Source organism: Pusillimonas sp. ANT_WB101 (genome assembly GCF_008369125.1).
In the GTDB taxonomy this organism is placed as follows: Bacteria; Pseudomonadota; Gammaproteobacteria; order Burkholderiales; family Burkholderiaceae_B; genus Allopusillimonas.
On sequence record NZ_VOAY01000002.1, the window covers coordinates 413,528 to 435,626 of the forward strand.

The 22,099-nt window shown below is 54.6% G+C and carries 23 protein-coding genes; 17 read left to right on the forward strand and 6 right to left on the reverse strand.

Annotation, left to right across the window (positions count from 1 at the left end; translation table 11 throughout):
* Positions 1-7 precede the first annotated feature (7 nt).
* Positions 8-1,147, reverse strand: a complete 1,140-nt coding sequence (locus FQ179_RS10845; RefSeq protein ID WP_149397314.1) for a DSD1 family PLP-dependent enzyme — start codon at positions 1,145-1,147, stop codon at positions 8-10.
* 288 nt (positions 1,148-1,435) lie between these two features.
* Here FQ179_RS10845 and FQ179_RS10850 point away from each other — a divergent pair, with 288 nt between their 5' ends.
* The 4 genes from FQ179_RS10850 to FQ179_RS10865 all read left to right on the forward strand — a co-directional run bounded on the left by FQ179_RS10850 (position 1,436) and on the right by FQ179_RS10865 (position 6,000).
* Positions 1,436-1,714 carry a type II toxin-antitoxin system ParD family antitoxin gene (locus FQ179_RS10850; RefSeq protein ID WP_149397315.1) on the forward strand — a complete coding sequence of 93 codons (279 nt, stop codon included), beginning with the start codon at positions 1,436-1,438 and terminating at the stop codon, positions 1,712-1,714.
* Positions 1,714-2,124, forward strand: coding sequence for a type II toxin-antitoxin system RelE/ParE family toxin (locus FQ179_RS10855; RefSeq protein ID WP_149397316.1), 411 nt, complete (start codon positions 1,714-1,716; stop codon positions 2,122-2,124). Before FQ179_RS10850 ends, FQ179_RS10855 begins: the two co-directional genes overlap by 1 nt.
* 283 nt (positions 2,125-2,407) lie before the next feature.
* A complete protein-coding gene (locus FQ179_RS10860; RefSeq protein WP_149397317.1) occupies positions 2,408-3,562 on the forward strand; it encodes a TAXI family TRAP transporter solute-binding subunit in 1,155 nt (384 codons plus the stop codon).
* A gap of 437 nt (positions 3,563-3,999) precedes the next feature.
* Entirely contained in the window at positions 4,000-6,000 is a 2,001-nt protein-coding gene (locus FQ179_RS10865) for a TRAP transporter fused permease subunit (RefSeq protein ID WP_223146240.1), read from the forward strand.
* Positions 6,001-6,044: 44 nt separating this feature from the next.
* Here FQ179_RS10865 and FQ179_RS10870 read toward each other — a convergent pair whose 3' ends face one another.
* Together FQ179_RS10870 and FQ179_RS10875 are read right to left on the reverse strand one after the other, a co-directional pair.
* Positions 6,045-6,578 (reverse strand): hypothetical protein, encoded by a 534-nt coding sequence (locus FQ179_RS10870; RefSeq protein WP_223146241.1) that lies wholly within the window; start codon positions 6,576-6,578, stop codon positions 6,045-6,047.
* Positions 6,579-7,260: 682 nt separating this feature from the next.
* Entirely contained in the window at positions 7,261-8,100 is an 840-nt protein-coding gene (locus tag FQ179_RS10875) for a universal stress protein (RefSeq protein ID WP_149397318.1), read from the reverse strand.
* A 400-nt stretch (positions 8,101-8,500) separates the two neighbouring features.
* On the opposite strand from FQ179_RS10875, the gene atpD reads away from it, so the two are divergent.
* From atpD to FQ179_RS10920, 9 genes are read left to right on the forward strand one after another with little or no spacing between them, the layout of a single operon-like run.
* Complete coding sequence (gene atpD, locus FQ179_RS10880) at positions 8,501-9,913, forward strand: F0F1 ATP synthase subunit beta (RefSeq protein ID WP_304654096.1); 1,413 nt, start codon at positions 8,501-8,503, stop codon at positions 9,911-9,913.
* A complete protein-coding gene (locus FQ179_RS10885) occupies positions 9,910-10,320 on the forward strand; it encodes an ATPase (protein WP_149397319.1) in 411 nt (136 codons plus the stop codon). The genes atpD and FQ179_RS10885 overlap by 4 nt, the downstream gene beginning before the upstream one ends.
* Positions 10,317-10,604 carry an AtpZ/AtpI family protein gene (locus FQ179_RS10890; protein ID WP_149397320.1) on the forward strand — a complete coding sequence of 96 codons (288 nt, stop codon included), beginning with the start codon at positions 10,317-10,319 and terminating at the stop codon, positions 10,602-10,604. The genes FQ179_RS10885 and FQ179_RS10890 overlap by 4 nt, the downstream gene beginning before the upstream one ends.
* The gene (locus FQ179_RS10895; protein WP_223146242.1) at positions 10,601-10,894 is read left to right on the forward strand and encodes a hypothetical protein; all 294 of its coding nucleotides are present in this window, start codon (positions 10,601-10,603) and stop codon (positions 10,892-10,894) included. The genes FQ179_RS10890 and FQ179_RS10895 overlap by 4 nt, the downstream gene beginning before the upstream one ends.
* The gene (locus FQ179_RS10900) at positions 10,894-11,592 is read left to right on the forward strand and encodes a F0F1 ATP synthase subunit A (RefSeq protein WP_149397321.1); all 699 of its coding nucleotides are present in this window, start codon (positions 10,894-10,896) and stop codon (positions 11,590-11,592) included. Before FQ179_RS10895 ends, FQ179_RS10900 begins: the two co-directional genes overlap by 1 nt.
* The gene (locus FQ179_RS10905; protein ID WP_149397322.1) at positions 11,589-11,876 is read left to right on the forward strand and encodes a F0F1 ATP synthase subunit C; all 288 of its coding nucleotides are present in this window, start codon (positions 11,589-11,591) and stop codon (positions 11,874-11,876) included. Before FQ179_RS10900 ends, FQ179_RS10905 begins: the two co-directional genes overlap by 4 nt.
* A 5-nt stretch (positions 11,877-11,881) precedes the next feature.
* Complete coding sequence (locus tag FQ179_RS10910; protein ID WP_149397323.1) at positions 11,882-12,655, forward strand: F0F1 ATP synthase subunit B; 774 nt, start codon at positions 11,882-11,884, stop codon at positions 12,653-12,655.
* The gene (locus FQ179_RS10915) at positions 12,642-14,339 is read left to right on the forward strand and encodes a F0F1 ATP synthase subunit alpha (protein ID WP_149397324.1); all 1,698 of its coding nucleotides are present in this window, start codon (positions 12,642-12,644) and stop codon (positions 14,337-14,339) included. The genes FQ179_RS10910 and FQ179_RS10915 overlap by 14 nt, the downstream gene beginning before the upstream one ends.
* Entirely contained in the window at positions 14,323-15,267 is a 945-nt protein-coding gene (locus tag FQ179_RS10920; RefSeq protein WP_149397325.1) for a F0F1 ATP synthase subunit gamma, read from the forward strand. The genes FQ179_RS10915 and FQ179_RS10920 overlap by 17 nt, the downstream gene beginning before the upstream one ends.
* Here the strand turns inward: FQ179_RS10920 and FQ179_RS10925 are convergent.
* A complete protein-coding gene (locus FQ179_RS10925; RefSeq protein ID WP_149397326.1) occupies positions 15,182-17,476 on the reverse strand; it encodes an FAD-dependent oxidoreductase in 2,295 nt (764 codons plus the stop codon). The two genes, FQ179_RS10920 and FQ179_RS10925, sit on opposite strands and share 86 nt — an antisense overlap.
* Before the next feature lie 395 nt (positions 17,477-17,871).
* Between FQ179_RS10925 and FQ179_RS10930 the strand changes: the two genes are divergently transcribed.
* A complete protein-coding gene (locus FQ179_RS10930) occupies positions 17,872-18,276 on the forward strand; it encodes a hypothetical protein (protein WP_149397327.1) in 405 nt (134 codons plus the stop codon).
* Between the two features lie 178 nt (positions 18,277-18,454).
* A complete protein-coding gene (locus FQ179_RS10935; RefSeq protein ID WP_255474947.1) occupies positions 18,455-18,916 on the forward strand; it encodes a cytochrome c in 462 nt (153 codons plus the stop codon).
* A gap of 145 nt (positions 18,917-19,061) precedes the next feature.
* Here FQ179_RS10935 and FQ179_RS10940 read toward each other — a convergent pair whose 3' ends face one another.
* Both FQ179_RS10940 and FQ179_RS10945 read right to left on the reverse strand, forming a co-directional pair.
* Positions 19,062-20,405: an ATP-binding protein gene (locus tag FQ179_RS10940; RefSeq protein WP_149397328.1), complete on the reverse strand. Its 1,344-nt coding sequence runs from the start codon at positions 20,403-20,405 to the stop codon at positions 19,062-19,064.
* The gene (locus tag FQ179_RS10945) at positions 20,402-21,061 is read right to left on the reverse strand and encodes a response regulator transcription factor (protein ID WP_149397329.1); all 660 of its coding nucleotides are present in this window, start codon (positions 21,059-21,061) and stop codon (positions 20,402-20,404) included. The genes FQ179_RS10940 and FQ179_RS10945 overlap by 4 nt, the downstream gene beginning before the upstream one ends.
* A gap of 141 nt (positions 21,062-21,202) precedes the next feature.
* On the opposite strand from FQ179_RS10945, the gene FQ179_RS10950 reads away from it, so the two are divergent.
* Complete coding sequence (locus FQ179_RS10950) at positions 21,203-21,535, forward strand: PepSY domain-containing protein (RefSeq protein ID WP_149397330.1); 333 nt, start codon at positions 21,203-21,205, stop codon at positions 21,533-21,535.
* 35 nt (positions 21,536-21,570) lie between these two features.
* The gene (locus FQ179_RS10955) at positions 21,571-22,041 is read left to right on the forward strand and encodes a DUF2271 domain-containing protein (RefSeq protein WP_149397331.1); all 471 of its coding nucleotides are present in this window, start codon (positions 21,571-21,573) and stop codon (positions 22,039-22,041) included.
* Positions 22,042-22,099 lie beyond the last annotated feature (58 nt).

The window sequence follows — 22,099 nt, forward strand, 5'->3', positions numbered from 1 at the left end:
CTGCTCATTACCACCCATTAAACCGTGGCCACACGGCGACGACTTGGTTAGATTTATTTAACACGTTGTACTCGGCATATTGCGCCGCCGTCGAACAGGCATGGTTGGGCAAAATGCGAACTTGATCGCCGACTGCCAGTTGCGGGCTGATTGATGGGTCTGCTGAGCGATGCGCGATGATGCCGTGTTCCTGGTTTGCGCCCACAAGAATAAAACCCTCTAATGGCCTTCCTTCTTCATCGCAAACCAGACCATACCCCTGGTCAGTGACCTGCCCGGAGGTACCGCGATCGCGCGACATTGCCATCCATCCTGCGTCAATGATTGTCCATCCTTTGGCAGCCTGGTGGCCAATAACTGTGCCCAACACGCTGATCGCAATATCGTCGGTGCGGCATACGTTCAAACCGGCCATCACAAGGTCGAAAAAAACAAAAACCCCTGCCCGGACCTCTGTGACGCCTTCAAGATGCTCGGCGAATAGCGCCGTGGGTGTCGACCCGACACTCACCACAGGGCAGGCCAAGCCTGCAGCTCGCAAACGATTGGCAGCGGTCACGGCCGCCAGCCGTTCTTGTTCAGCCATGGCCCGTATTGCCTCGACGGAGCGGCAATCGTAAGAACCGCCTGCATGGGTGAGAACGCCCTTCACGTTGACCCCGGCGGCATCAAGAAAGCAAGCAATCTCGGTAAGCTCCGGTGCATCGGGGACGAGCCCTGAACGATGGCCGTCTGAATCGATCTCGATCAGCACATCAAGAGGATGTTGCATAGTTGGTGCAGCATCAGCCAGCATCTGCGCGGCTTCCATGCTGTCCAGAATCAGGGAGAGCTGCACACCCTCTTGCAGAAGACGTGATACATGCGCGAGCTTATTGGGAGCAATGCACACGGCGTAAAGAATGTCTTTGACCCCATGGCTGGCAAAATAATCTGCCTCGCGCAAGGTCGAGACCGTGATGGGGCCTTCGCTGGTATCCATTAGCCGGCGTGAAACGTCGATGCTTTTGTTGGTTTTGACATGCGGACGGAAGCTGACGCCCAGCGCTTGCATTCGGCCACGCATGTGATCAATATTATTCTGCATACGCGCTTCGTCCAACAACAGGCACGGTGTTTCAAGCGTGGCAAGATTGCGTTCAGACATCAGATTATCCTCGGGAAAGATTCCGTCGAACCTTCCCACGGTCTTCGGCCTGTGTCAATCGTTTGTTTCAGCCCAGGAAGAGGAAGGCCCGCTTCGTTGCTGGGGAGGGGTCAGGACGTTACAAACCTCCAAGAAAACTGCTGATCGCGGCCCCCTAAGCAGCTTTTGGTGCTGAGCCTGATCAGCTGTAATGTAGCGAGTAAGCGTGCACCAACCGCGTCCGGAGATAGACCGACGCACCATACTTCAGTATGATTAAATCCTATTCAATCAAGTCTAGAGAGTTCCATGCGAACCACACAACAATTCAGCATTACCCTACCAAATGAGATGGCTAAATTGGTGCGCGGCAAAGTTTCATCTGGAGAGTATGCAAGCGAGAGTGAAGTCATCCGCGATGGTCTGCGAGCACTACTTGCCCGCGACCAGGCGGTACAAAACTGGTTACTTAATGAAGTGGCGCCAGCGTACGATGCAATCAAGGCAGACCCAACACGCAGTATTTCAGCTCAGGATGTGCGCGCGAACCTTACCGCCGAATATAAAAAGGCACACAAGGCGGGCTGATGTCAACGTATACCGTTGTCTTCACTCCTGAAGCACAACAACAACTACAGGCGCTGTACCGCTACATTGCGCTACAGGGTGCACCACTAACAGCACAGCGTTATACAGACGCCATCGTTTCAACTTGCGAGAGATTGGCCAGCTTTCCGATGTGTGGCGTGGCACGAGAAGACATCCGACCGGGGCTACGATTAACCCATCACAAAAAACGTACGATCATAGCCTTCACCGTGAACGACAAGGTTGTGACCATTCTCGGAATACTCTATGGTGGCCAGAACATTACTGCGGCTTTTGACTCGGATGAATCCGCAACGAAACCAGTCAGGGACTTAGCTGAGCCCACACCAGATAACGGCAGCTATCTACCACCACATAAAAAGAGTCAAGCCGAAGATAACCTTATTTAATACCGAACACATAATGGCCTCACCGCATGCCTTGGGCATGGGGATGCGCGACTCTATTAGGTACGCCACTCAAAAGCTCAAAAAAATAGCCTGCACGGCCCAATTATGCTAGTGTTCGCTCTGAATCATTGCCAAAACCCCTGGCACCAAGACTGGGGAATCTATAAAAACAATCGTTGCAACCATTGTGGTCACGCTCTAAAAATTGAATGATAAATGCGCTTTCAGAAAGCGCTTTGCTGGCCCGGTTGTATACGTCGATTTTCACAAGAGGAGACACTTTATGAAATTCAAGTTAGCTACCGCAGGTGCCTTATTGGCTACGACCGCGCTCATCGCACAAGCTGCATTTGCAGCCGCACCTGATTTGCCCAAAACTCTGGCCTGGAGCGCCTACGACGTTGGCTCGGGGGGATACAACCAGGCTGTTGCTATAGGCAGTGCCTTCAAAAACAAATACGGCGTCAACCTGCGCGTTATCCCCGGCAAAAACGACGTATCGCGCTTGCTACCGCTGAAAGCCGGACGCCTTGATTTCGTCGCCAACGGCATGGGCTCTTACATGGCCCAAGAAGGCCTATTCGAATTCGGCGCAGAAACGTGGGGGCCACAGCCGTTGCGCCTGCTTATGACCAACATTTCAAGCCAGGCGCTAACCGTGATTGTGGCGGCCGACACGGGTGTAAAAACCATTGCCGACCTTAAAGGAAAGCGCGTCGCCTGGGTTGTTGGTGCCCCGGCCCTTAATCAGAACATCTCTGCATTGCTAAAGTTTGCCAACCTGACATGGGATGATGTCGAAAAAGTCGAATTCGGTGGCTATGGTGCCTCGCTGGCAGGAATCGTCAATGACCAGGTAGACGTCGGGTTCAGCGTAACCGTGTCCGGCAAAGCTTACGAGCTTGAGAAATCACCGCGGGGCCTTGTTTGGCCAACGATACCCAAGTCAGATACAGCAGGTTGGGAGCGTGTTAAAGCCCATGCGCCCTATTTCGTCCCCGTTCTTGCCACTGAAGGTGCCGGGTTGTCAAAAGACCACGGTGTCGAGACCTCAGCCTACCCGTATCCAATTCTTCATACGATGGCCGACCGCAAAGCCGACGAGGTCTACGCGATGATGCAGGCGATGGTGGATGCGTATCCCGACTATAAAGACGCAGCACCGGGCTCAAGCGGATGGGCACTTGAAAATCAGAACCTGGAGTGGGTGATCCCCTACCACGAAGGCGCAATCCGTTTCTTCAAGGAAAAAGGGCTATGGACAGAGGCACATCAAAAGCACAACGATAGCCTCATCAAACGGCAAGAAGTATTAGCCAAGGCATGGAAAGGCCTGAAAGCAGATACTGACCCGAAGGAGCACATGACCGCGTGGCAAAAAGCGCGCGCTGACGCACTGCGGGCAGCGGGCTTTGATGTCGCGGTGGAAAGTTGGTAACCCCATGTTGATGCGGCGGCGACATAATTAGTGCATACCTTGGGCTAACTTAAGTGCCTGCGATATGGACTGGTTCTGTATGGTATTTCACTGAACTGAAGCTGTGTACCCAGCGCCGGTCACAATTGACCGGCGCTGCGGCTCATGTTCATCACACGGCCGTCTTGAACACTCCACTATCAAACGAAAGCGATGAGTACCCTACGGCATGTCGCAAACTGACAATTCGAGATACCCAGTGTTCAGTACCATTGCTGTCTGCGTGCTTACGTCCAGAATTTATTCAGTCTGGATTGCCGCTGTATTTCAGTTTAATGTGACACGGCAACGTCGCAGGGACAATCAGCAAGCGTTACCCAGGTTCTCCGAACACTTTGAATGAGGTATGACGCGCCCGCGTCGTGACAGAATCAATGAGAAGAAAAACGCAGCTAGACATGACTGACGCTGAACAGATGAAGGCTCAGGCCGCAGTCAAAAAAGCCGAACAATCAGAGTCGCGTTACCGGCCCTTGAAAGGCTTCTGGCGCATAGTCTTGATTACGGTAACATCGCTGGCCATCGTGCTATCGATCAATCAAATTCTTAATCTGCACCTTACCGGGCGCCCCATCCTCGAGAACTCTTATCTGTACTCTCTGTGCGCGTTGCTGACAAGTGCGGTGTTCCTGATCTTGCCTATGAATGCGAAGGCGGCACGCGAGCATGTGCCATGGTACGACGCAGCGGCTTTTGTCATGCTACTGGCCGTGCTGATGTATTTTGCCTTTCATGGACAGCAGATTGTTGAAGAGGGATGGGAATTTTCTCCACCGCCTCATGTTGTATGGATTTCCACCGTTGGCTGGATCCTGATCCTGGAGGCGCTACGTCGTGCCGGCGGCACTGCCGTTTTTGTCGTTGTTGCCTTGTTTTCTGTATACCCAATTTTTGCTGGAGTCATGCCTGGCCCGATTGCCGGTTTTCCGCAAGACTTCTCAACCACAAGTGCTTACCATTTTGCCAGCTCTGAGAGTGTGATTGGCATACCGACGCAAGCCTTTGGCAGCCTCGTCATTGGTTTTGTCATGTTCGGCGCAACATTGCAATTTACCGGTGCCGCGCCTTTTTTCAATAATCTGTCATTTGCACTGTTTGGGCGGGTGCGTGGTGGCCCCGCCAAGGTCGCCATATTTGCCAGTGGGCTCATGGGATCGGTCAGCGGCAGTGTGGTCTCCAACATTCTTACCACGGGGGTTGTAACAATCCCCGCCATGAAAAGCACTGGATTCAAACCGCGCTTTGCTGGGGCGGTTGAGGCCTGTGCGTCAACGGGCGGCGTGCTCATGCCACCCATCATGGGCGCGACGGCGTTCGTAATGGCATCGTTTCTCGGCATACCTTACGTCACCATTGCGGTGGCCGCTGCGGTTCCATCCCTGCTTTACTACTTCTGCCTGTTTATTCAGATTGATGGCTACGCTGCACGTCACAAGCTGCGGGGCCTACCCAAGGCTGAGCTGCCTTCCGTCAAAAAAACCCTCATCGAAGGATGGCATTATATTTTTGTCTTCGCGGTATTGGTCTGGATGCTGGTGGTCTTGCAACGCGAAGCGATGGCGCCTTTCTATGCAACCGTTGTGCTGTTAGTTATTAATCAAATTTCCAAACGATATCGACTTACCCTGAAAAGCCTGGCCACATTAATAACTGGAGTCGGAAGCGCATTAGTTGAGCTTTCTGCCTTACTTGCGGGGGTTGGATTCATTGTTGGCGCGCTTTCCGTGACGGGGCTGGCGGGCACGCTGGCAACCGATCTGGTGTTTCTTGCCGGAGACAATGTTTACGTGTTGCTTGTTATGGGTGCGATGACAAGTTTTATCTTTGGCATGGGGATGACAATTACTGCTGTGTATATCTTCCTGGCAATTGTCCTTGCTCCATCTCTCATAAATTCTGGTTTCAACCCGTTGGCAGTCCATCTTTTTGTCATGTACTGGGGCATGGTTTCATACATTACCCCGCCAGTTGCCATAGGCTCGTTTGTGGCAGCCGGTATCGCTGGCGCACGCCCAATGCAGGTGGCATTAAGTTCGGTTTTCCTGGGCATATCCATGTACCTCGTGCCGTTTCTGTTTGTACTCAATCCGGCACTGATACTCGAGGGGTCTGCCTGGACCGTAACGTGGGCCATTACCACGGCCTTTATTGGCATCTTTTTCATTGGCTATGCGATTGAAGGCTATTTGCCTTTCGTAGGCGATTTCCGCGATAGCCCGGTGGATTGGCTGGGGCGATTGTTAATGGGCATGGGTGGGCTAGCGTTTGCCATACCGGGGGGTGGTAAACACATTCCGTATGGGCCGGTTGAATTGCTGGTGGTCGGCAGCGTTCTGATCGTGGCAGCGGCACTGCTAATTCGTTTGACCAGACGCCGACAGGCGGCGGTAGCAACGTGACAGCATGGTGTGAATATGCGATGGGCTGGCCAGTAATGGCCAGTTCAAAACGAACCATCCATTGCGTTCTGCTCCAGTAATTGCTGAGCGCGTTGCGAGAGCCGACACCCTTTCTGCCGAAATATTTCAAGTGCTTCTGCAGCCAATTTCGCATTTGCTGTATTGCCAGAGAATGTTGTCAATTTTTCTTTAAAGACAAGAACTATGTTCGTCGTCCCAAGTGTTTTTCGAAAATCGACATACTCAATTTCGTCATAAGCATGGCGTCGTTTGCGAACCACTCGGCATGTAACGTGATGCTTTTGAAGAAGCAGCAACGGGCTGATATCTGAATGAGCCCAAGCCACCCAAGGGATCGCTTTCCAACCTGCAAATGCAGCAACCAATAATACGTTTACGCCATCCTTATCTTTTGACAAAGTTAGTTCTGAAACACCCGCGTCTTTTGACGAAGTTAGTTCCGAAACACCCGCGCGCTGCAACTTTGTACGCGTAAGCCGGAACAATCCCCAAAAAACAAGAGCCGTAGTACTTACGCCGACAGCAATGAAAGTGATGATTAGGAAGGTATCGTTCATGTTGTTATTTAAGCTGAACACGTAAGCTTAACTGATGGCGCACTCGTCGCAATGATGAGCCTGGCCGCGAAGCACTACTTGCCATCGCTGCCGAACAAGAGATGTACAAGGCAGCACTGCATGCGGCCCGTAGTGCCGCTGAGGCAAATGGCTAAGGTACAAGTTACTTCGGGCCAGATTTGGCGAGACGAGTGCTACTACTTGGATAGCATCATCAAGAAGTGCCATAAAAAATACTTTCTGGTTTTAGCTGTCGATATTGGTGGTGATCCAATTACTGCAGTGTTTACTTCGCGACCTAACGGCTAGAGCGAGAACCCTGCATGCAATGTCGGTCCGCCAAGAGCGGGGCATTTTATCGGCGTGCCAGGAGGCGTGTTCTTTAAGCCAACATGGATAGACTTCAGCAGCCTTAATACATTAGACATCCAAGGTCTGGCTTTGCATGTATCGTCGGGCCGTACGCACTTAGTCATGCAAACATTATCAGCCCCCACATTGCGTGCTGTCCTTCGCTGCCTGCTGCATTCTGATGACCTTACCAAACGGCAGGCCCGATGTGTAGCGGACACTTTGGCGACCTTGAACTGCTCACAACCCGCACCACAAAGGCAACATGACGAAGAGAGGGCCACAATGGCCCCCTCAACATCTAACCGACTCGCAAATTTCTCAAACGCCCCTAGTGCGAAAACATAATCGGTACTGTCATCGATTGAATCAAGGTTTTAGAGGTGCCTCCGAGTATCCATTCACGCACGCGGCTACGGTTGTAGATACCCATGACAACCATATCGCAACCATGATCAGTCACGGTGTTGAGAATAGTGTCGCCCACATTCATATGCTCGCTCAGTTTCGTGACTTCTTTTGGCACGGGGTAACCGTGTGCAGCGCAGTAAGCCAGCAGGTCATCGGGATGTACATCGCGCTCGCTCAGCATAGCGGGTTGGGGGTCTACCGTCAGTATGGTCAATGACGAGGCCTGGGAAAGAATCGGTGCTGCGTCGGCAAGCGCACGGGCAGACCTGCGGCCGTAGTCCCAGCAGAACAGCACATTCTTCCCGATAGGGTAATCAGCAATATTTGCAAACGGAATCATCAACACCGGGCGGCCGGCCGTCATGATGACGGTTTCGGCCATGGTGGACGGAATCGACCATGATGACTCATGCTGTCTGTTTTGGCTCATGACCATCAGGTCGCACAGGCGAGCGTGCGTTGCCAGTACTTCTTCCACGGGGCCTTTGGGCATACGACACTGTGCTTTAACGCCAGCCGCTGCTGCCTCGGCCAGAAACATGTCGCGGGCCTGGATTTTGTCTTCGTCGATGCGGGCAAGCAGCGAGTTGAGTACACCAGCGGCGGAGGCGGTACCCCCTGACAAGTATTGCGGAACGGGTGGGTCGGTGCAGATACCGATCAATTCGGCGTCATGCTGTGCGGCAAGCTTGACGGCCGCCTGCACACGACGTTTAAGATTGGCATCGATGGATAGATCAAGAGCAATACGTCCAAGCATTGGCAGCCTCCATTCGTGGTTATTGTGTAACACCTATTTCAAGTCTATAACATTCGCGGTTCCATGGCTTGATGTAACACAAGCAAAGTGTTCTGAACAGGGCGTGGCCCGCAGCGCTATGACGCGTGAGTCGACCAGGCCTTCTTAGACAGCAGGTTGACTTAGAAAAGTATTGCTGGTCATCGTTTATCGGCAGAAAGGTGCCCAACTCGAGCAAACCGCTTTTGCGCACTGCCCATCATGGCCCCAACAACATGCTAGGTGCAGGAGAGTTAGCAGGTGCGGATGCGTTCACCACTCTGCAGTATCCATACAATCGGGTAAATACTTGATCTAGCTCAATATTCATTCAACCCCACTCTGATTAACTAAGGGCAACTACATTCTGTTTGGTGTTGCCATGACTGTGCTTGAGCGGATGACCTCTGATCATCCGTCAGCTTCTGAACTTGCCCAGGGTCGGGTCGTGGCGATTCGAGGTGGGGTGGTAGATGTGCGCTTCGACACCCTGGTGCCACGCATTAATGATCTACTTTACGTAGGCGAACTGCCACTTGAAGTTGCGTCACTGGAAAGTGCCGATACCGTCCGTTGCATTGCGCTCTCCCCTACCCAGGGGCTCGCGCTAGAAGCCGTCGTTCAGGCCACGGGTGGCCCCATCAGGGTTCCTGTGGGCGATATCGTATTAGGTCGAATGCTCAATGTGTTTGGCGACCCTATCGACGGCTTGCCAGCCATTACAGGTACAGAGCGACATTCCATTCACGCAGCCCCGCCAACATTACTTGATCGCAAGCCGGTTGCTGAAGTATTGGAAACCGGAATCAAGGCGATTGATTTGCTTTCGCCCATAGAGCGCGGTGGCAAGACAGGACTGTTTGGTGGGGCTGGCGTCGGCAAGACGGTGCTTCTTACCGAGCTTATTCACAACACCGTGCAACATTACCGGGGGGTCAGCCTGTTTTGCGGCATTGGCGAGCGTTCGCGTGAGGGCGAAGAGCTTTATCGCGAAATGGGCGAGGCCGGTGTGCGCGACAAGATGGTGATGATATTTGGGCAAATGAACGAAGCGCCCGGTGTGCGCTTTCGCGTAGGCCATACGGCGCTGACCATGGCCGAATACTTTCGTGACCAAAAAGGCCAAGATGTACTGTTGCTGATCGACAATATCTTCCGTTTTGTTCAGGCTGGCTCCGAGGTGTCGGGGCTAATGGGCCAGATGCCGTCGCGTGTGGGATATCAGCCCACCATGGCCACTGAGATTGCTGCCTTACAGGAGCGTATCGCCTCGACCAAGGCAGGCGCGATCACGTCGATACAGGCTGTGTATGTACCTGCGGATGATTTCACAGACCCTGCGGCCGCGCATATTTTCTCGCATCTGTCCGCTTCAGTCGTATTGTCGCGCAAGCGAGCTAGCGAAGGGCTTTACCCGGCAGTTGACCCGCTTGCATCAAACTCGGTAATGCTTACGCCCGCTGTGGTTGGGCAGCGGCATTATGAGATTGCACGGGGTGTGCGCCGCACCCTGGCAGAGTATGAAGAATTGCGTGACATCATCGCGATGCTGGGCATAGAAGAGCTTTCGTCGGTAGATCGCGCCACAGTTGCCCGTGCGCGGCGGCTTGAGCGATTTCTGACCCAACCCTTCGTGACCGTAAGTTCGGGCTCGGGTGCTGAGGGAAGGCAAGTGTCCATGGCCGACACCTTGGATGGCTGTGAAACTATCCTGGAGCAGACCGAATTCAAAGCCCCCGAAAGCGCGTATTACATGATTGGCAACTTGTCAGAGCTCAAGGACGGGGCCTCATGACGCAAGCGACCTGCATGGATGTCACCATCCGCCTGCCTTCACGCGTGCTGTATCAGGGGCTGGCCAGCCGCTTGCGTGCCGATGGGCAGGCAGGCAGCTTCGGTGTCTTGCCCAACCATGCTGATTTGGTCACTGCACTGGTGCCGTCTGTTCTGGTGCTGGTTGCCGAAGACGGCACAGAACGCTTCTTCGGCATAGACGAAGGCCTGTTGGTTAAACGAGACCAGCACGTGTCGGTGGTCGTACGGCGCGGCGTGCTGGGCGATGATCTTGAAACCTTGCATAAAAAGGTTCGCGACACTTTCATCGAGGCCGAGGACGATGAGCGTGTGGCTCGCAGCGCCCTTTCACGCCTTGAAGCCGATATGGTGCGCCGACTCGGGCAATTTAAGAGAATGCAGCCATGACCGACCCAAGACACGAGGTGAGCGATGAGATCGATCGACGCGCGAAGCGGATGAAGGCAATGCGAGACCACCCCGGCCCCAGTCCATTGCGAGGCATAGGCACATTCGGGATGATAGGCTGGTCGGTCGTCGTGCCCACGGTGGGCGGTGCTTTCCTGGGGCACTGGCTTGACCGCGTCGCACCGCAACATTTTTCATGGACGATTGCACTCATTCTGGCAGGTGTCGTGGTGGGCGCCATGATTGCCTGGGGATGGGTCAACAAAGAGGGCCAAGATCAATGATTAACATTGACTGGAGTGGGTTTTTGCTCGGTATGCTGGTGGGCTTGGTTTTCAGCGCCCTGTTTTTCGCAGGTCTGGCCTGGGGTATGAAACTGGCTCTGCGGCGTACCAACTCGGTAGTCGTTCTGCTTTCCAGTGCCGCGTTGCGAATTGCGGCGCTGCTGGCAGGCGGATGGCTGGCGGCAGCCTGGCTGGGTATTGCTGGGGCGGTTGGGTTTGCGGCTGCGTTTATCGTACTGCGCACGATATTGCTCAGCCGTCTGCGTGCAACGCAATCTGGGGGGGGGTAATGGAACTGACACCGGATGCGATTGTTGTCTTTACCGTAGCGGGCATCCCGATAAACGCGACCATCTTCTTTACGTGGATCATCATGGCGATTCTGACCGGAATTGCCTGGTTAATGACTCGCTCTCTGCGCGCCGACGTGCCCCCTACACGTTGGCGCACGGCACTGGAGGTCATCGTTCAGGGCATACAGGCTCAGATTACCGAGATTACCGGCAGGCCAGCGCGGCAGGTCATGTATTTTTCCGGCACGCTATTTCTCTTCATATTCGTTTCCAATGTACTAGCCGTCGTGCCCGGCTTTCACGCCCCAACAGGTTCGCTATCCACCACGACGGCACTGGCGCTGGCGGTGCTGGTGGCAGTGCCAATTTTTGGCATCGGCAGCCGTGGGGTTCGTGGCTATCTGAAAACCTATGTGGAACCTTCCTGGATCATGCTGCCGTTTAACTTGATCAGCGAGGTAACACGCGGGCTGTCGCTGGCCATTCGGCTGTATGGCAACATCATGAGTGGTGCCGTGATCGTCGCGATATTGCTGGGCGTTGCCCCTTTCTTTTTTCCCGTGCTCATGGAAATGCTGGGTCTGCTGGCCGGGGTGATTCAGGCTTATATCTTCGCCGTCCTGGCAACTGTTTATATCTCTTCTGCCATGGCCGACCCTTCACAACATCCAAGCAAGAAAAAGGACGCCTCATGACTGATCTTGGTCTTATTGCCGCTATCTCTATTTTTACTGCGGGCCTGACAGTCGCCTTCGGTGCTCTCGGCCCGGCTCTGGGTGAAGGCCGCGCAGCGGTCGCTGCACTGCAAGCCATCGCACAACAACCCGACGCCGCTGCCACCCTCTCACGAACGCTGTTTGTCAGCCTTGCGATGATTGAGTCGACGGCCATTTATTGTTTCGTGGTTGCCATGATTCTGATCTTTGGCAACCCGTTCTGGAACGCCGCGCTACTTGCCGCACAGAAGGCCGGAGGTTAACGCTCATGTCCATCGACTGGATCACCGTCGCGGCCCAGATCGGTAATTTTCTGGTGCTGGTGTGGCTGCTCAAGCGATTTCTCTATCGGCCTATTCTTGACGGTATTGACGCACGAGAAGCGGAGATCAGCCGGCAGATGGGCGAAGCTAAGCGTGTGCAAGATTTGGCTGAAGCCGAGAAGGCCGAATTCACACAGCGACGGGCCGCGCTTGAATCTGAACAATCAGGCGTACTTGAAGCTATGCGCGCCGACACAGAAAAAGCGCGCAGCCAATTAATCGCAGAGGCTCGCGAACAGATGAGTGAGAAACGTGTGGCTGCGGCGACCGAGAGGCAGGCCGAGGCCAGACGGTTCGCCGCCATGCTGCAAAAGTCGGGATCACAGGCCTTGCTGGCACTCTTGCACAAGGCACTCAGCGATCTGGCAGATCAGTCGCTGGAGGAGCAGATCGTGATGCACGCAGGCCAGCAAATCAAGGCGGCTGGCACTGAGCTACGAGCTGCTGCCACCGGCGCCGAGATAGCCATTGTGATCACTCAGGATACGCTTTCTGATGGCGCGCGCGAACGTCTGACCAAGCAGATATCAGAAACACTTCCCGGCGTCAGACTGCGCTTTGAAACCAACCCGGCGCAATCCCCGGGTCTGATCATGCGCATCGGCGGCGCCCAAGTTAGCTGGACGCTCGACAGCTATGTAGAGTCGCTGGCACAAATGGTTGACGACCAGGTTGCCAGCCAGGGCCATGCCAAGGGAGCGGCTAATGCAGCCGAATGACTCCAGTTTGCCTGCTTCACCAAAAGTTAGCGCTACCAAGAACCCAACGGCGGGGTCTGCCATTGATCCGGTGGCTGATCCCGTGGTTGACCCTATCCCTGACCCAGTCCCTGGACCCATCCCTGACCTAACCCCTGGCAAAAATTCTGGCTCCGTGACTTCGTCCATCGACGATTCCATCACCGACCCCATTGCCTGTCTGATTGAAACACTCGTCCAGGCACCCACACCACCGCTCCGTATTGAAGAAGTTGGCCGCGTTACGCAGGTGGGTGCCGGCATTGCGACGGTCACGGGGCTGGCCCGGGCAGTATCCGACGAAATGCTGGAGTTTTCCGGCGGCATGCGTGGTCTGGTGCTTGATCTGGAGCCTGGGCGACTGGGTGTTGCACTACTTGGCCCCTATGTTGGCGTGCGCGTGGGTGAAGAGGTACGCCGCACACATAAGGTGGTGAGCGTCCCCGTGGGCAAGGCGTTGCTGGGCCGGGTGGTTAATGCGCTGGGGTCTGCGCTTGATGGTGGAGCGCCTATTTTTGGGCCCACCCGGCCTGTCGAAGCCAGGGCTGCGCCCATACTGGACCGTGCGCCGGTCACCCGCCCCCTGGCGACAGGCCTCAAGGTAGTGGATGCCGCCGTGCCGGTAGGCCTGGGTCAGCGAGAACTCATTATTGGCGACCGGCAAACCGGCAAGACGTCGATGGCGGTTGACACTATATTGCATCAGAAGGACTCCGATGTCATCTGCATCTATTGCGCTGTGGGCCAACGCGGTGACGCCGTGGCCAAGGTGGTGGGTGCGCTAAAAGAAGGCGGTATGCAAGACCGCAGTGTCGTGGTGGTTTCTGGTGACGAGGATGCGCCAGGCCTTTCATTTATTGCACCCTATGCGGCCATGTCCATTGCTGAGAGCTTTTCTGATAAAGGCCATGACGTGCTGGTTGTGCTTGATGACATGACCCACCATGCGCGTGCCTACCGCGAACTGTCTCTGTTGCTGCGCCGTCCGCCAGGACGGGAGGCATTCCCGGGCGATATTTTTTATGTGCATGCCCGACTGCTGGAGCGTGCCGGCCAGTTTGCCAACCATGCCGGAGGTGGGTCTATCACGGCCCTGCCCATCGTCGAAACACAAGCAGAAAACCTGTCGGCGTATATTCCCACCAACCTTATTTCCATCACCGATGGGCAAATCTATTTGTCTCCGCGCTTGGTGCGTCGCAATCAGTTTCCGGCGGTTGATCTGGGTGTGTCGGTATCGCGTGTTGGCGGCAAAGCACAAGCGCGTGCCTTTCGCAATATTGCCGGCAATTTGCGTGTCACCCTGTCGCAATTCGAAGAGCTGGAAGATTTTGCGCGTTTTGGGACGCGGCTTGACGCACAAACTGAGGCGCGGCTGGCTCGCGGCGCAGCCGTGCGCGCGGTGTTGCGTCAGCCAGAGCGCCAGCCTTTGAATGCGGTAACCCAGCTCGCCATACTCACCGCCGCCACCGAGGGTTGTTTTGATGGCCTGCCAGAAACCTTGATTGTGCGCAGCATGGAGCGTTTAATTGTTGCACTGGAGCAAGCACCCGTCGAGGAGATTTCCACCCGTATTGCCAAGAACGAAACCCTCACAGACGCCGATCGCCGTCTGTTTCTGGAGCTGGCGGCGGCAGCACGAGGCGACCATGACGCAGACGCTTGAAAGCCTGGTGCGTCGCACCGAAGCCATGCAGGGCATTCGTGGCATTGTTCATACCATGAAGACGCTGTCGGCCATTAACCGCTACCCCTACGAACAGGCAGCACGTTCAATTAATGACTGGCGCGACACAATACTGGACGGTTTGCACGCCTTTGCCAAGGCTCATGGCGCTCTGAAGCAATCAGCGGACGCCAGGGCATTGCCGGTAGTCGTGGCCTTAGGTTCGGATCAAGGCCTTTGCGGCAATTACAACGAGACTGTTGCCCAGACCCTGGCTGCCCACCTGGCAACACATGAACAGCACGCCATTCTTTGCATAGGCGCGGAGATGCAGGACGCCATCCATGACGTCGGTTTGAAAACGGAGCGCGCCTTGCTGACACCCGCCAGCGTCGACGGCCTGGGCAGGGTAGTTAGTGACCTGATAACACGCATAGATGCCGTGCGCGCCGACCAGCCACACGGCATTACCGTGACACTGGCCTTTACCGAGCGCAAGACCCATGGACAACAGACCGCCGTCTTGCGTCAGGTTTTGCCGCTTGCCCCAGAGGTACTGGTGGCATTAACAAACCGCCCGTGGACTTCCCGCAGCTTGCCGCATTTTGACACGACACCCACAGCTATTTTGGCCGCCCTCTTGCGTCATTACCTGTTTGCCAGTCTGTTTTACGCATGTGCCGAGGCACTGGTAACCGAAAACGCAGCCCGATTCGCCCGCATGCAGCAGGCTGAAAAAAACATTGATGACCAGCTCGATGAGCTAGCGTCGACCACCCGTACCACCAGGCAGTCAGCGATTACCGAAGAATTGTTGGACGTAATCGCTGGATTTGAAGCGCTCAAGCATCGACGCGCTCGGCACGTGGATCCAGCGAAGCCAGGCATCTTTGCGCCGTCAGATACCCTTCCCGCTGCTGACGGCTGACTCCCTGCGCAGAAAAATCATAGTGTGCCGCAAAGGGCTCTTTGGCTGTACCGTCACGCGCGATGGTGACAATGGACGTTGTGGACTCCCTGCCCATTAAATGCACATAGCGTGGTCGTTGCCGCAGCCGTGCGGCGTCTTCAGGATCAACCGTGGCCATGATCTCGTTAACCAACGCCCGAAAGTCCTGTGTCAATTCAAGCGTCTGACTATCATTGCGAACACGTTCGCCATAAATGATCTCGTCACGACGCGTAAACACCTCAGAAAGGTTGGTGGGCAGAGGCCTTTCGCCTGGGAAAAGGTTCACCACAAAGACCTGTTTATTGTCAGCACCGCTGCGATTGAGTACGTGCTCAAGCGGCGAGTTGCTGATAATGCCACCATCCCAGTAGTGGCGCCCGTCTATGGTTGTCCATGGAAACATGGGTGGAAGACTGCCGCTGGCCATGATGTGTTCAGCTGTAATGTTATCGGTACGACTGTCAAACACGACCAGCTCGCCTTTATCGACTTCGACGGCGGTAACGATCAGCCTGATCGGGCTCTCAGCAAGACTGGGGAAATCAACGTATTTTTCGAGCAATCGTTTGAGCGGGCTAACGTCATACAGGCTGGTCCATTGAGAAGGCCAGTATTCTTCACGAACAACAGGCGAGAGCCACCTTGGTTTGAAAAAATCGGGGATCCCCATGGTCATGGTAGCCCCCACCGCAAATGCATTGGCCAGGGAAGATGGGGCCATTTGAGGCCCCTCTACGCTGATGTCTTTCCAGAAGGCGTTTAGGGCAGCGCTGTAATTATGTGGATTGCCGGCGATGATGGCGCCATTAATCGCGCCGATGGATACGCCCCCAACAACCCTGGGTTTGATCCGGGCCTCATCCATGGCTTGCACAACCCCGCACTCAAAGGCGCCCAAGGCTCCACCGCCTTGCAGTATGAGAACAGTTTCTCTTGCCAATGCGGTAATGTCGGCGTTGGCATCGGCAAGTTGTGCATAAGCGGCACTGACGTCGACCTGATCGCGAATCAACGTCTCGACAACCTGCGTTTCTTCCGGAGGCCGTCCGGTCGAGAAAAAGCCTATAACTCGATCTGCGTGTATATAAAACTCGGCAAACGATTTTTCAGCAAGGCTTCCTCGTGCAATACGACGATCAGCACTCTCGCTCGTGCCAAGAAACGTAAAACTGAAGTCGAGAAAATCAGAAAAATAGTGCAGCACACTGTTATACGGAACGCGCTGACCAAGCATATTCTTGGCCGCAATACGCCCCTGCTTGCGGGCGTTTTCCCAGTGTCTGGCACGATGACGATGGCCGTACCTGTCCATGTAGCTGACAACATCACCCGCCGCGAACACATCTGCCTGGTTGGTTTGCAGAAACTCATCGACCAGAACACCGTCATCAACCTCGATGCCTGAATGGCTAAGGTAGTCTGTGTTCGGCGTGGCTCCAATGGCAATAATAACGGTGACGCAATCGAGTTTGCGGCCGTCCTTCGTCACAAGCCCACTGACCTTTTCGGGCCCGTAGATCTGCTTGACCGATGTATCACTCCAAACATCAATGCCGTGACGTTTGCTGCGCTCCAGAAAATATTTAGACAAGGTCTCGGAATGGATTCTGGGAAAGACCGTCGACGCACGGTCTATTAACGTAACCTTCAGGCCCATCGCCAGGAGCGACGTCGCAAGTTCCATGGCAATAAAGCTGCTACCAACAATAGCCACCGGGCCTTGATTGGCTTCAGCCCACTGACGTAATAACGACGAGTCAGCCATGGTGCGGAAGGTAAAAACACCTTTTAGCCCTACCCCAGGAACATGCAGCCGAGTTGCCCGGGCACCTGTAGCAAGCAGCAGCTTGCCGTAGGCATACGCCACACCCTTCTTGTCGATGACGATATGTGCGAACGGGTCAACAGATTTCACCTCTGTAGCGCGTCGCAAGTCGATACGGTTGTCGCCAAAGAACTCTGGCTTCTCCATTAACAACTGCTCCGGCGTCATGCGACCACTAAAAAACCGCTTGGTCAGTGGCGGACGGTTATAGGGGTAGCCCGTTTCTGCGCCCAAGATAACTATTGACCCATCAGCGCCTTCCTGTCGTAGCGCCCGTGCGGCTTCAACGGCCGCAATGCCTGCGCCAACAATAAGAAAATCAGTTTTTACAATGGATGAATCTGTGGCCGTTGGGGTCATTTGTATGCTTGGTCCGACTAGGCGGTTACATGCGGATTGTCTTGGTAATGCCGGAATAGATCCCAGACAGCATGGCAATGCCTTCCCTGGCTAACGTGTACAGCGTTACTGTATTTAAGGAAGACTAAGCGAAAGGAATCATCTTAACTCGACCGCGCACGGAAGACGACTGCCCCTGGCCGCCAGTGCTGCATACACGTCATGCATACAACAATGGCTTGATTAGATAAGCTACTGATTTTTAACATTTTTGTTACAAGCTCCCACCCACTGAACTTGCAGCCTCGTTGATTAGAATCAAGCCGATTTGCGATAAGGGGGCTATAGTCAAAAGTGACGGATCAGTGCTCAGAAGTCAGCCCAACGGCATCCGTCCCACTATTATGGAGGACGCCATGTCCGCAGAAAACCAAGCGAAAGCCCAGATTTTTCCTATCAATGCGCTATTTTCGCCCAACATTACCCAGGCGCAAGCGCATGCCACCAATATGCTTGCCCAAACCACTGAGCTGATGACAACGATGAGCCGCGAGCTCTGGGAAGCTCAAACCAGACTGCTGCAGGTAGAGGCACAGCAAGGTGCCAAGGTATTTGCAACGCCAGCGGCCAGCGGCCGACCAGGTGAGGCGCTAGGTGCCTACAACCAACAACTGCGTGAAAGCTCTGAGCGCATGGTCGAGCACCTGCGTCGGGTAAACGATCTTATGCGTGACTACAGCTGGCAGATGCTTGATATTTATGCCGCTAACCTGAGCAAGGCAACGAAGCCGATGCAAGACGCAATGCAGCGCAAGTTGTAATCGCCTGGCATAAAGGCCATATTCACATTCAGGCTTCTTGTCCTTACCTTTGAAGTCGCAAGCTAATGTTTTCTGGCAAACACCGCAAGCACCCGCTTTGGGTGAATTACGTCATGGCGCAAGGCGGACATACATCCGTACATTACTTGCGCCTTTCACGGGCAACCAAGGAAAACTCATGGGCTACGCCATCAAACCTGCATCAATGCTTGCTTGTGCCGTGTTAGTGGCGCTGGTCAGCACGACTACGCTCCTAAGCGCACAAACGGCAGCGCCTGAAAACCCCATGGCCTTGAAAGGCGTAATGGAAAAACTCGGGCAAGACATGCAAGCCGTTACGGGGGCCATTTCCAACGAAGATTGGGCGCTCGTAGCCGAACTGGCACCCAAGATCGCCCGTCATGCCGAGCCGCCGCCCGAGGAAAAAGTACGCATTGTGACCTGGCTTGGCAAAGATGCGGGCAAGTTTCGGGGATTCGACGTTCAGGTTCATGAAGAAGCGACTGCCATGGGAGAAGCCGCCACACGCGGCGATGGAGAAGCCGTCATCAATGCATTTGCCAAAGTGCAGCAAACCTGTTTGGCGTGCCATCAGAGTTTTCGCAAGCCGTTCTTGAAACAATTTTATGGAAAGCCTTAAGGTGCAGGTGTCTTATCATCAGAGCTAGTTTGCCAGTGTTCATCGCAATCGGCTCTGATGTGCTGGCTGCTCGTTGAAGCCAGATCTGGCAAGCCATTACGCTTTCAGAGTGATCCCGACTTTAGGGAGATAAACTTCACACGCGTCAAATTGCTTCAGACGATGCGCGAGCGAACTGCACACACACTTCAAACCCCTCAGCCCTGCCGGTCGCGGGTGATGCAACAGTGAGTTCAGCACCAACACCCTGGGCAATGGTAGAGACGATTGCCAGGCCCAGACCAAAGCCTTCGGCGCGGCTTCCACCGCGCACAAAACGCTGGGTCAGCTGTGTTAATTCGGATGCTGGCACAATGTGGCCCGCGTTCACCACACTAAAGCAAGCCCCATCAGACAGGCCAACCTCAACCGCAGAGCCATCCGCTCCGTGCTTTAACGCATTTTCGATCAGGTTGCGTGCAAGAATGGCGAAAGCATCAGGATCTATCAGAGAAAACACCGCGCCGGTCGATGGCAACGTCAAGTGGATAGGGTTATTGGCAATTCGCTGCAGATCATGCACCACATGACCCAAAAGCACCGCCAGGTCTTGGGGCACTTCGGACAGCAGCCCCCCTCCTTCGGCTTTGGCCAACTGCATCAATTTTTCTGACAAACGCGATAATTCTTTTAGAGATGCCTCAATCTGAGCCGCGCGAAGCTGCAGTGGGCCTTCAGGCGCTTCACGCCGCAAGCGCTGAACTTGTGCCAGCGTTGCAGCCAAAGGCGTGCGCAGCTCATGGGCGCTATTTGCCGTAAACCGTCGCTCAGTTTCCAGTGCATTGCGCAAGCGCTCAATCAAACGGTTAACGGCATCCGCAATCGGTGTAATTTCTGTGGGCAACTCTTCTGTATGAATGGGGGACAAATTACCTGCGCCACGTGCTTCAATCGCATGGCGATATGACAACACGCCGCGCAAACTGAAACGCACAAACAGCCAGATACCGAGCAGGCTGAACGGGATCAGAAAAGCCAAAGGCCAAAGCAGCGAGATGGCGGCATCCAGGGCCGCTTCGCGGCGATGCGAAAGCGGCTCTGCCAGTTGCAGGAAAACCGTGTCGCTTAAAGCACTGGCACCGTACAACCTGTGCGTCGTCGTTGTCGTGAAGCCAAGGATGGGTTGGTTGCCGAACTCTGTCGCGCTTATTCCTTGAGATTGCAAAAGCACATTGCCCTGCTTATCGCGCACCTGATAGGTAAAGCCATCCTGCTGCGTATTGAGCGATGCAACCTGCTGGGCCGTTGTACCCTCTTCACGGTTAAGAATTTCCATGACAGCCAGGGGCAAAATACGCTGCGCTGTCTCTTGCATCGCATTGTCGAACGCCTCATCCAGTTCGTGCCGCAGCACCAGTCCTGAGACTGCCGTTGCGACCAGCCACAGCACCACCATACCCAGTGTCAGGCCGTATACAAGCTGTCTTTGCAGGCTTTTTGTAGCCTTCATTTAGACCCCAGCCGGTATCCAACACCCCGCACAGTGTCCACAACATCAGCCCCCAGCTTCTTGCGCAGACGACTAACGTACACCTCTATGGTGTTGCTCTCGATTTCCGCGCCAAACTCATACAGTCGCTCTTCAAGTTGTGATTTTGAGAACAAGGCCCCGGGGCGCCGCACAAAGGTTTCAAACAAGGCCCATTCACGTGCACTCAGATCGATGGTCTTGTCTTCACGCTGAATCGTGCGATCGACCATATTGATACGCAACTCACCCAACTGAATATGCGGATTCGGGTTACCTGTGTAGCGCCGTGCAACCGCGGCAACCCGTGCCGACAACTCGTTCAAATCAAAAGGTTTGACCAGGTAATCATCTGCACCAGCATTTAACGCCACAATGCGGTCCGAGATTTGATCCTTGGCAGTCAAAATTATGACGGGCGTGAGATCGCCTGCAGCACGCCGGTTGCGCAAGAAATCAAGCCCAAGCCCATCAGGCAGGCCTAAGTCGAGCAGAATCAGGTCGTAAACGGTTGACTTAACACTGAGCGCGGCATGATCGAGTCGCTGCACCCAATCAACAGCATGGCCATCGTCGGCGATTTGCTCGCGCACGGCCTGCCCTAAGCCGACCGTATCCTCGATCAACAGTACCCGCATGTTCTTCCTTTTTCAGAATGCCCCATCAAGCACCACCATTCGGTTCTAACAAGTTTAGTCTGAATAAAGCGTGGGCTTCAGGGTGGTGTCAGGATGCGGCTCTACATTCTGCCTCACACACTGACCAAGGAGACTTTACTCATGAAACCACTCACTCTTGCAGGCGCCGCATTGGCTGGCCTGATTATAAGCAGCACCGCCCTGGCCGATGACTACTGCACCGACCCCGTCGCTGACTGGCAGCCACGCGAAGTATTGCGACAACAACTCGAGCAACACGGATGGACAGTAAATCGCATCAAGGTTGATGACGGCTGCTACGAGGTTAAGGGTGTGGACAAGAACGGAAATAAGTTCGAAGCCAAATACTCACCGGCCTCATTGCAAATCCGAAAACTGGAAATCAAGTTCAAGGAAGGTGGCGGCGACGCGGCTGAATACCTGGACAAAACCCCTGATCAGGAAGCCAGATAACAGCATTGTTGTTACGGATAATCGGGAGAATCATTATGAAGAAAATCACACTTTCACTCTGTCTGGCCAGCGCCCTCGTGCTGCCTGGCCTGGTTCAGGCCAAGCCCGTTACCTTGACCACACAACTGAAAAAATACAGTGGTGATGGCGCCTACATGGCGATTTACGTCACTGACGCCCAAGGTCGTTACCAGAAAACACTTTGGGTATCGGGCAAGAAGTCCAAGTACTACAAGAATTTGCGCGATTGGGCACGCGGCAGCGGCATGAAAGCAAGCGAGTTCGATGGTGTAAGTGGCGCGAGCGTAGGTAGCGGAGGCACGCTGAAGGTAACTGCCGACATTGCCGATGCACTCATCGACGCCGGCTACGAGATACGCATCGATACCGCAGTGGAAGATGAGCGCGACTTTCCGTCAGAAGTGCGTGCTCCGTTGACGGCTGCAGGTGCAGGCAAACCGACGGCAGGACGCGGCTATGTTCAGTCGTTTACCTATGACATGTAACCGTAGGCCTCCCACGGTTACTGACACCAGCTGGCGGGCCGAAAGGCTCACCTAGCCC

Excerpts from the sequence above, each read along its gene's own strand:
- FQ179_RS10910 (WP_149397323.1), top strand. The coding sequence starts at position 11,882 with ATGTCCATCGACTGGATCACCGTCGCGGCCCAGATCGGTAATTTTCTG.
- FQ179_RS10850 (WP_149397315.1), top strand. The coding sequence starts at position 1,436 with ATGCGAACCACACAACAATTCAGCATTACCCTACCAAATGAGATGGCT.
- FQ179_RS10945 (WP_149397329.1), bottom strand. The coding sequence starts at position 21,061 with ATGCGGGTACTGTTGATCGAGGATACGGTCGGCTTAGGGCAGGCCGTG.
- FQ179_RS10925 (WP_149397326.1), bottom strand. The coding sequence starts at position 17,476 with ATGACCCCAACGGCCACAGATTCATCCATTGTAAAAACTGATTTTCTT.
- FQ179_RS10905 (WP_149397322.1), top strand. The coding sequence starts at position 11,589 with ATGACTGATCTTGGTCTTATTGCCGCTATCTCTATTTTTACTGCGGGC.
- FQ179_RS10875 (WP_149397318.1), bottom strand. The coding sequence starts at position 8,100 with ATGCTTGGACGTATTGCTCTTGATCTATCCATCGATGCCAATCTTAAA.
- FQ179_RS10935 (WP_255474947.1), top strand. The coding sequence starts at position 18,455 with ATGGGCTACGCCATCAAACCTGCATCAATGCTTGCTTGTGCCGTGTTA.
- FQ179_RS10955 (WP_149397331.1), top strand. The coding sequence starts at position 21,571 with ATGAAGAAAATCACACTTTCACTCTGTCTGGCCAGCGCCCTCGTGCTG.
- FQ179_RS10865 (WP_223146240.1), top strand. The coding sequence starts at position 4,000 with ATGACTGACGCTGAACAGATGAAGGCTCAGGCCGCAGTCAAAAAAGCC.
- FQ179_RS10915 (WP_149397324.1), top strand. The coding sequence starts at position 12,642 with ATGCAGCCGAATGACTCCAGTTTGCCTGCTTCACCAAAAGTTAGCGCT.
- FQ179_RS10885 (WP_149397319.1), top strand. The coding sequence starts at position 9,910 with ATGACGCAAGCGACCTGCATGGATGTCACCATCCGCCTGCCTTCACGC.
- FQ179_RS10845 (WP_149397314.1), bottom strand. The coding sequence starts at position 1,147 with ATGTCTGAACGCAATCTTGCCACGCTTGAAACACCGTGCCTGTTGTTG.
- FQ179_RS10855 (WP_149397316.1), top strand. The coding sequence starts at position 1,714 with ATGTCAACGTATACCGTTGTCTTCACTCCTGAAGCACAACAACAACTA.
- FQ179_RS10870 (WP_223146241.1), bottom strand. The coding sequence starts at position 6,578 with ATGAACGATACCTTCCTAATCATCACTTTCATTGCTGTCGGCGTAAGT.
- FQ179_RS10940 (WP_149397328.1), bottom strand. The coding sequence starts at position 20,405 with ATGAAGGCTACAAAAAGCCTGCAAAGACAGCTTGTATACGGCCTGACA.
- FQ179_RS10860 (WP_149397317.1), top strand. The coding sequence starts at position 2,408 with ATGAAATTCAAGTTAGCTACCGCAGGTGCCTTATTGGCTACGACCGCG.
- FQ179_RS10895 (WP_223146242.1), top strand. The coding sequence starts at position 10,601 with ATGATTAACATTGACTGGAGTGGGTTTTTGCTCGGTATGCTGGTGGGC.
- atpD (WP_304654096.1), top strand. The coding sequence starts at position 8,501 with ATGACTGTGCTTGAGCGGATGACCTCTGATCATCCGTCAGCTTCTGAA.
- FQ179_RS10950 (WP_149397330.1), top strand. The coding sequence starts at position 21,203 with ATGAAACCACTCACTCTTGCAGGCGCCGCATTGGCTGGCCTGATTATA.
- FQ179_RS10920 (WP_149397325.1), top strand. The coding sequence starts at position 14,323 with ATGACGCAGACGCTTGAAAGCCTGGTGCGTCGCACCGAAGCCATGCAG.
- FQ179_RS10900 (WP_149397321.1), top strand. The coding sequence starts at position 10,894 with ATGGAACTGACACCGGATGCGATTGTTGTCTTTACCGTAGCGGGCATC.
- FQ179_RS10930 (WP_149397327.1), top strand. The coding sequence starts at position 17,872 with ATGTCCGCAGAAAACCAAGCGAAAGCCCAGATTTTTCCTATCAATGCG.
- FQ179_RS10890 (WP_149397320.1), top strand. The coding sequence starts at position 10,317 with ATGACCGACCCAAGACACGAGGTGAGCGATGAGATCGATCGACGCGCG.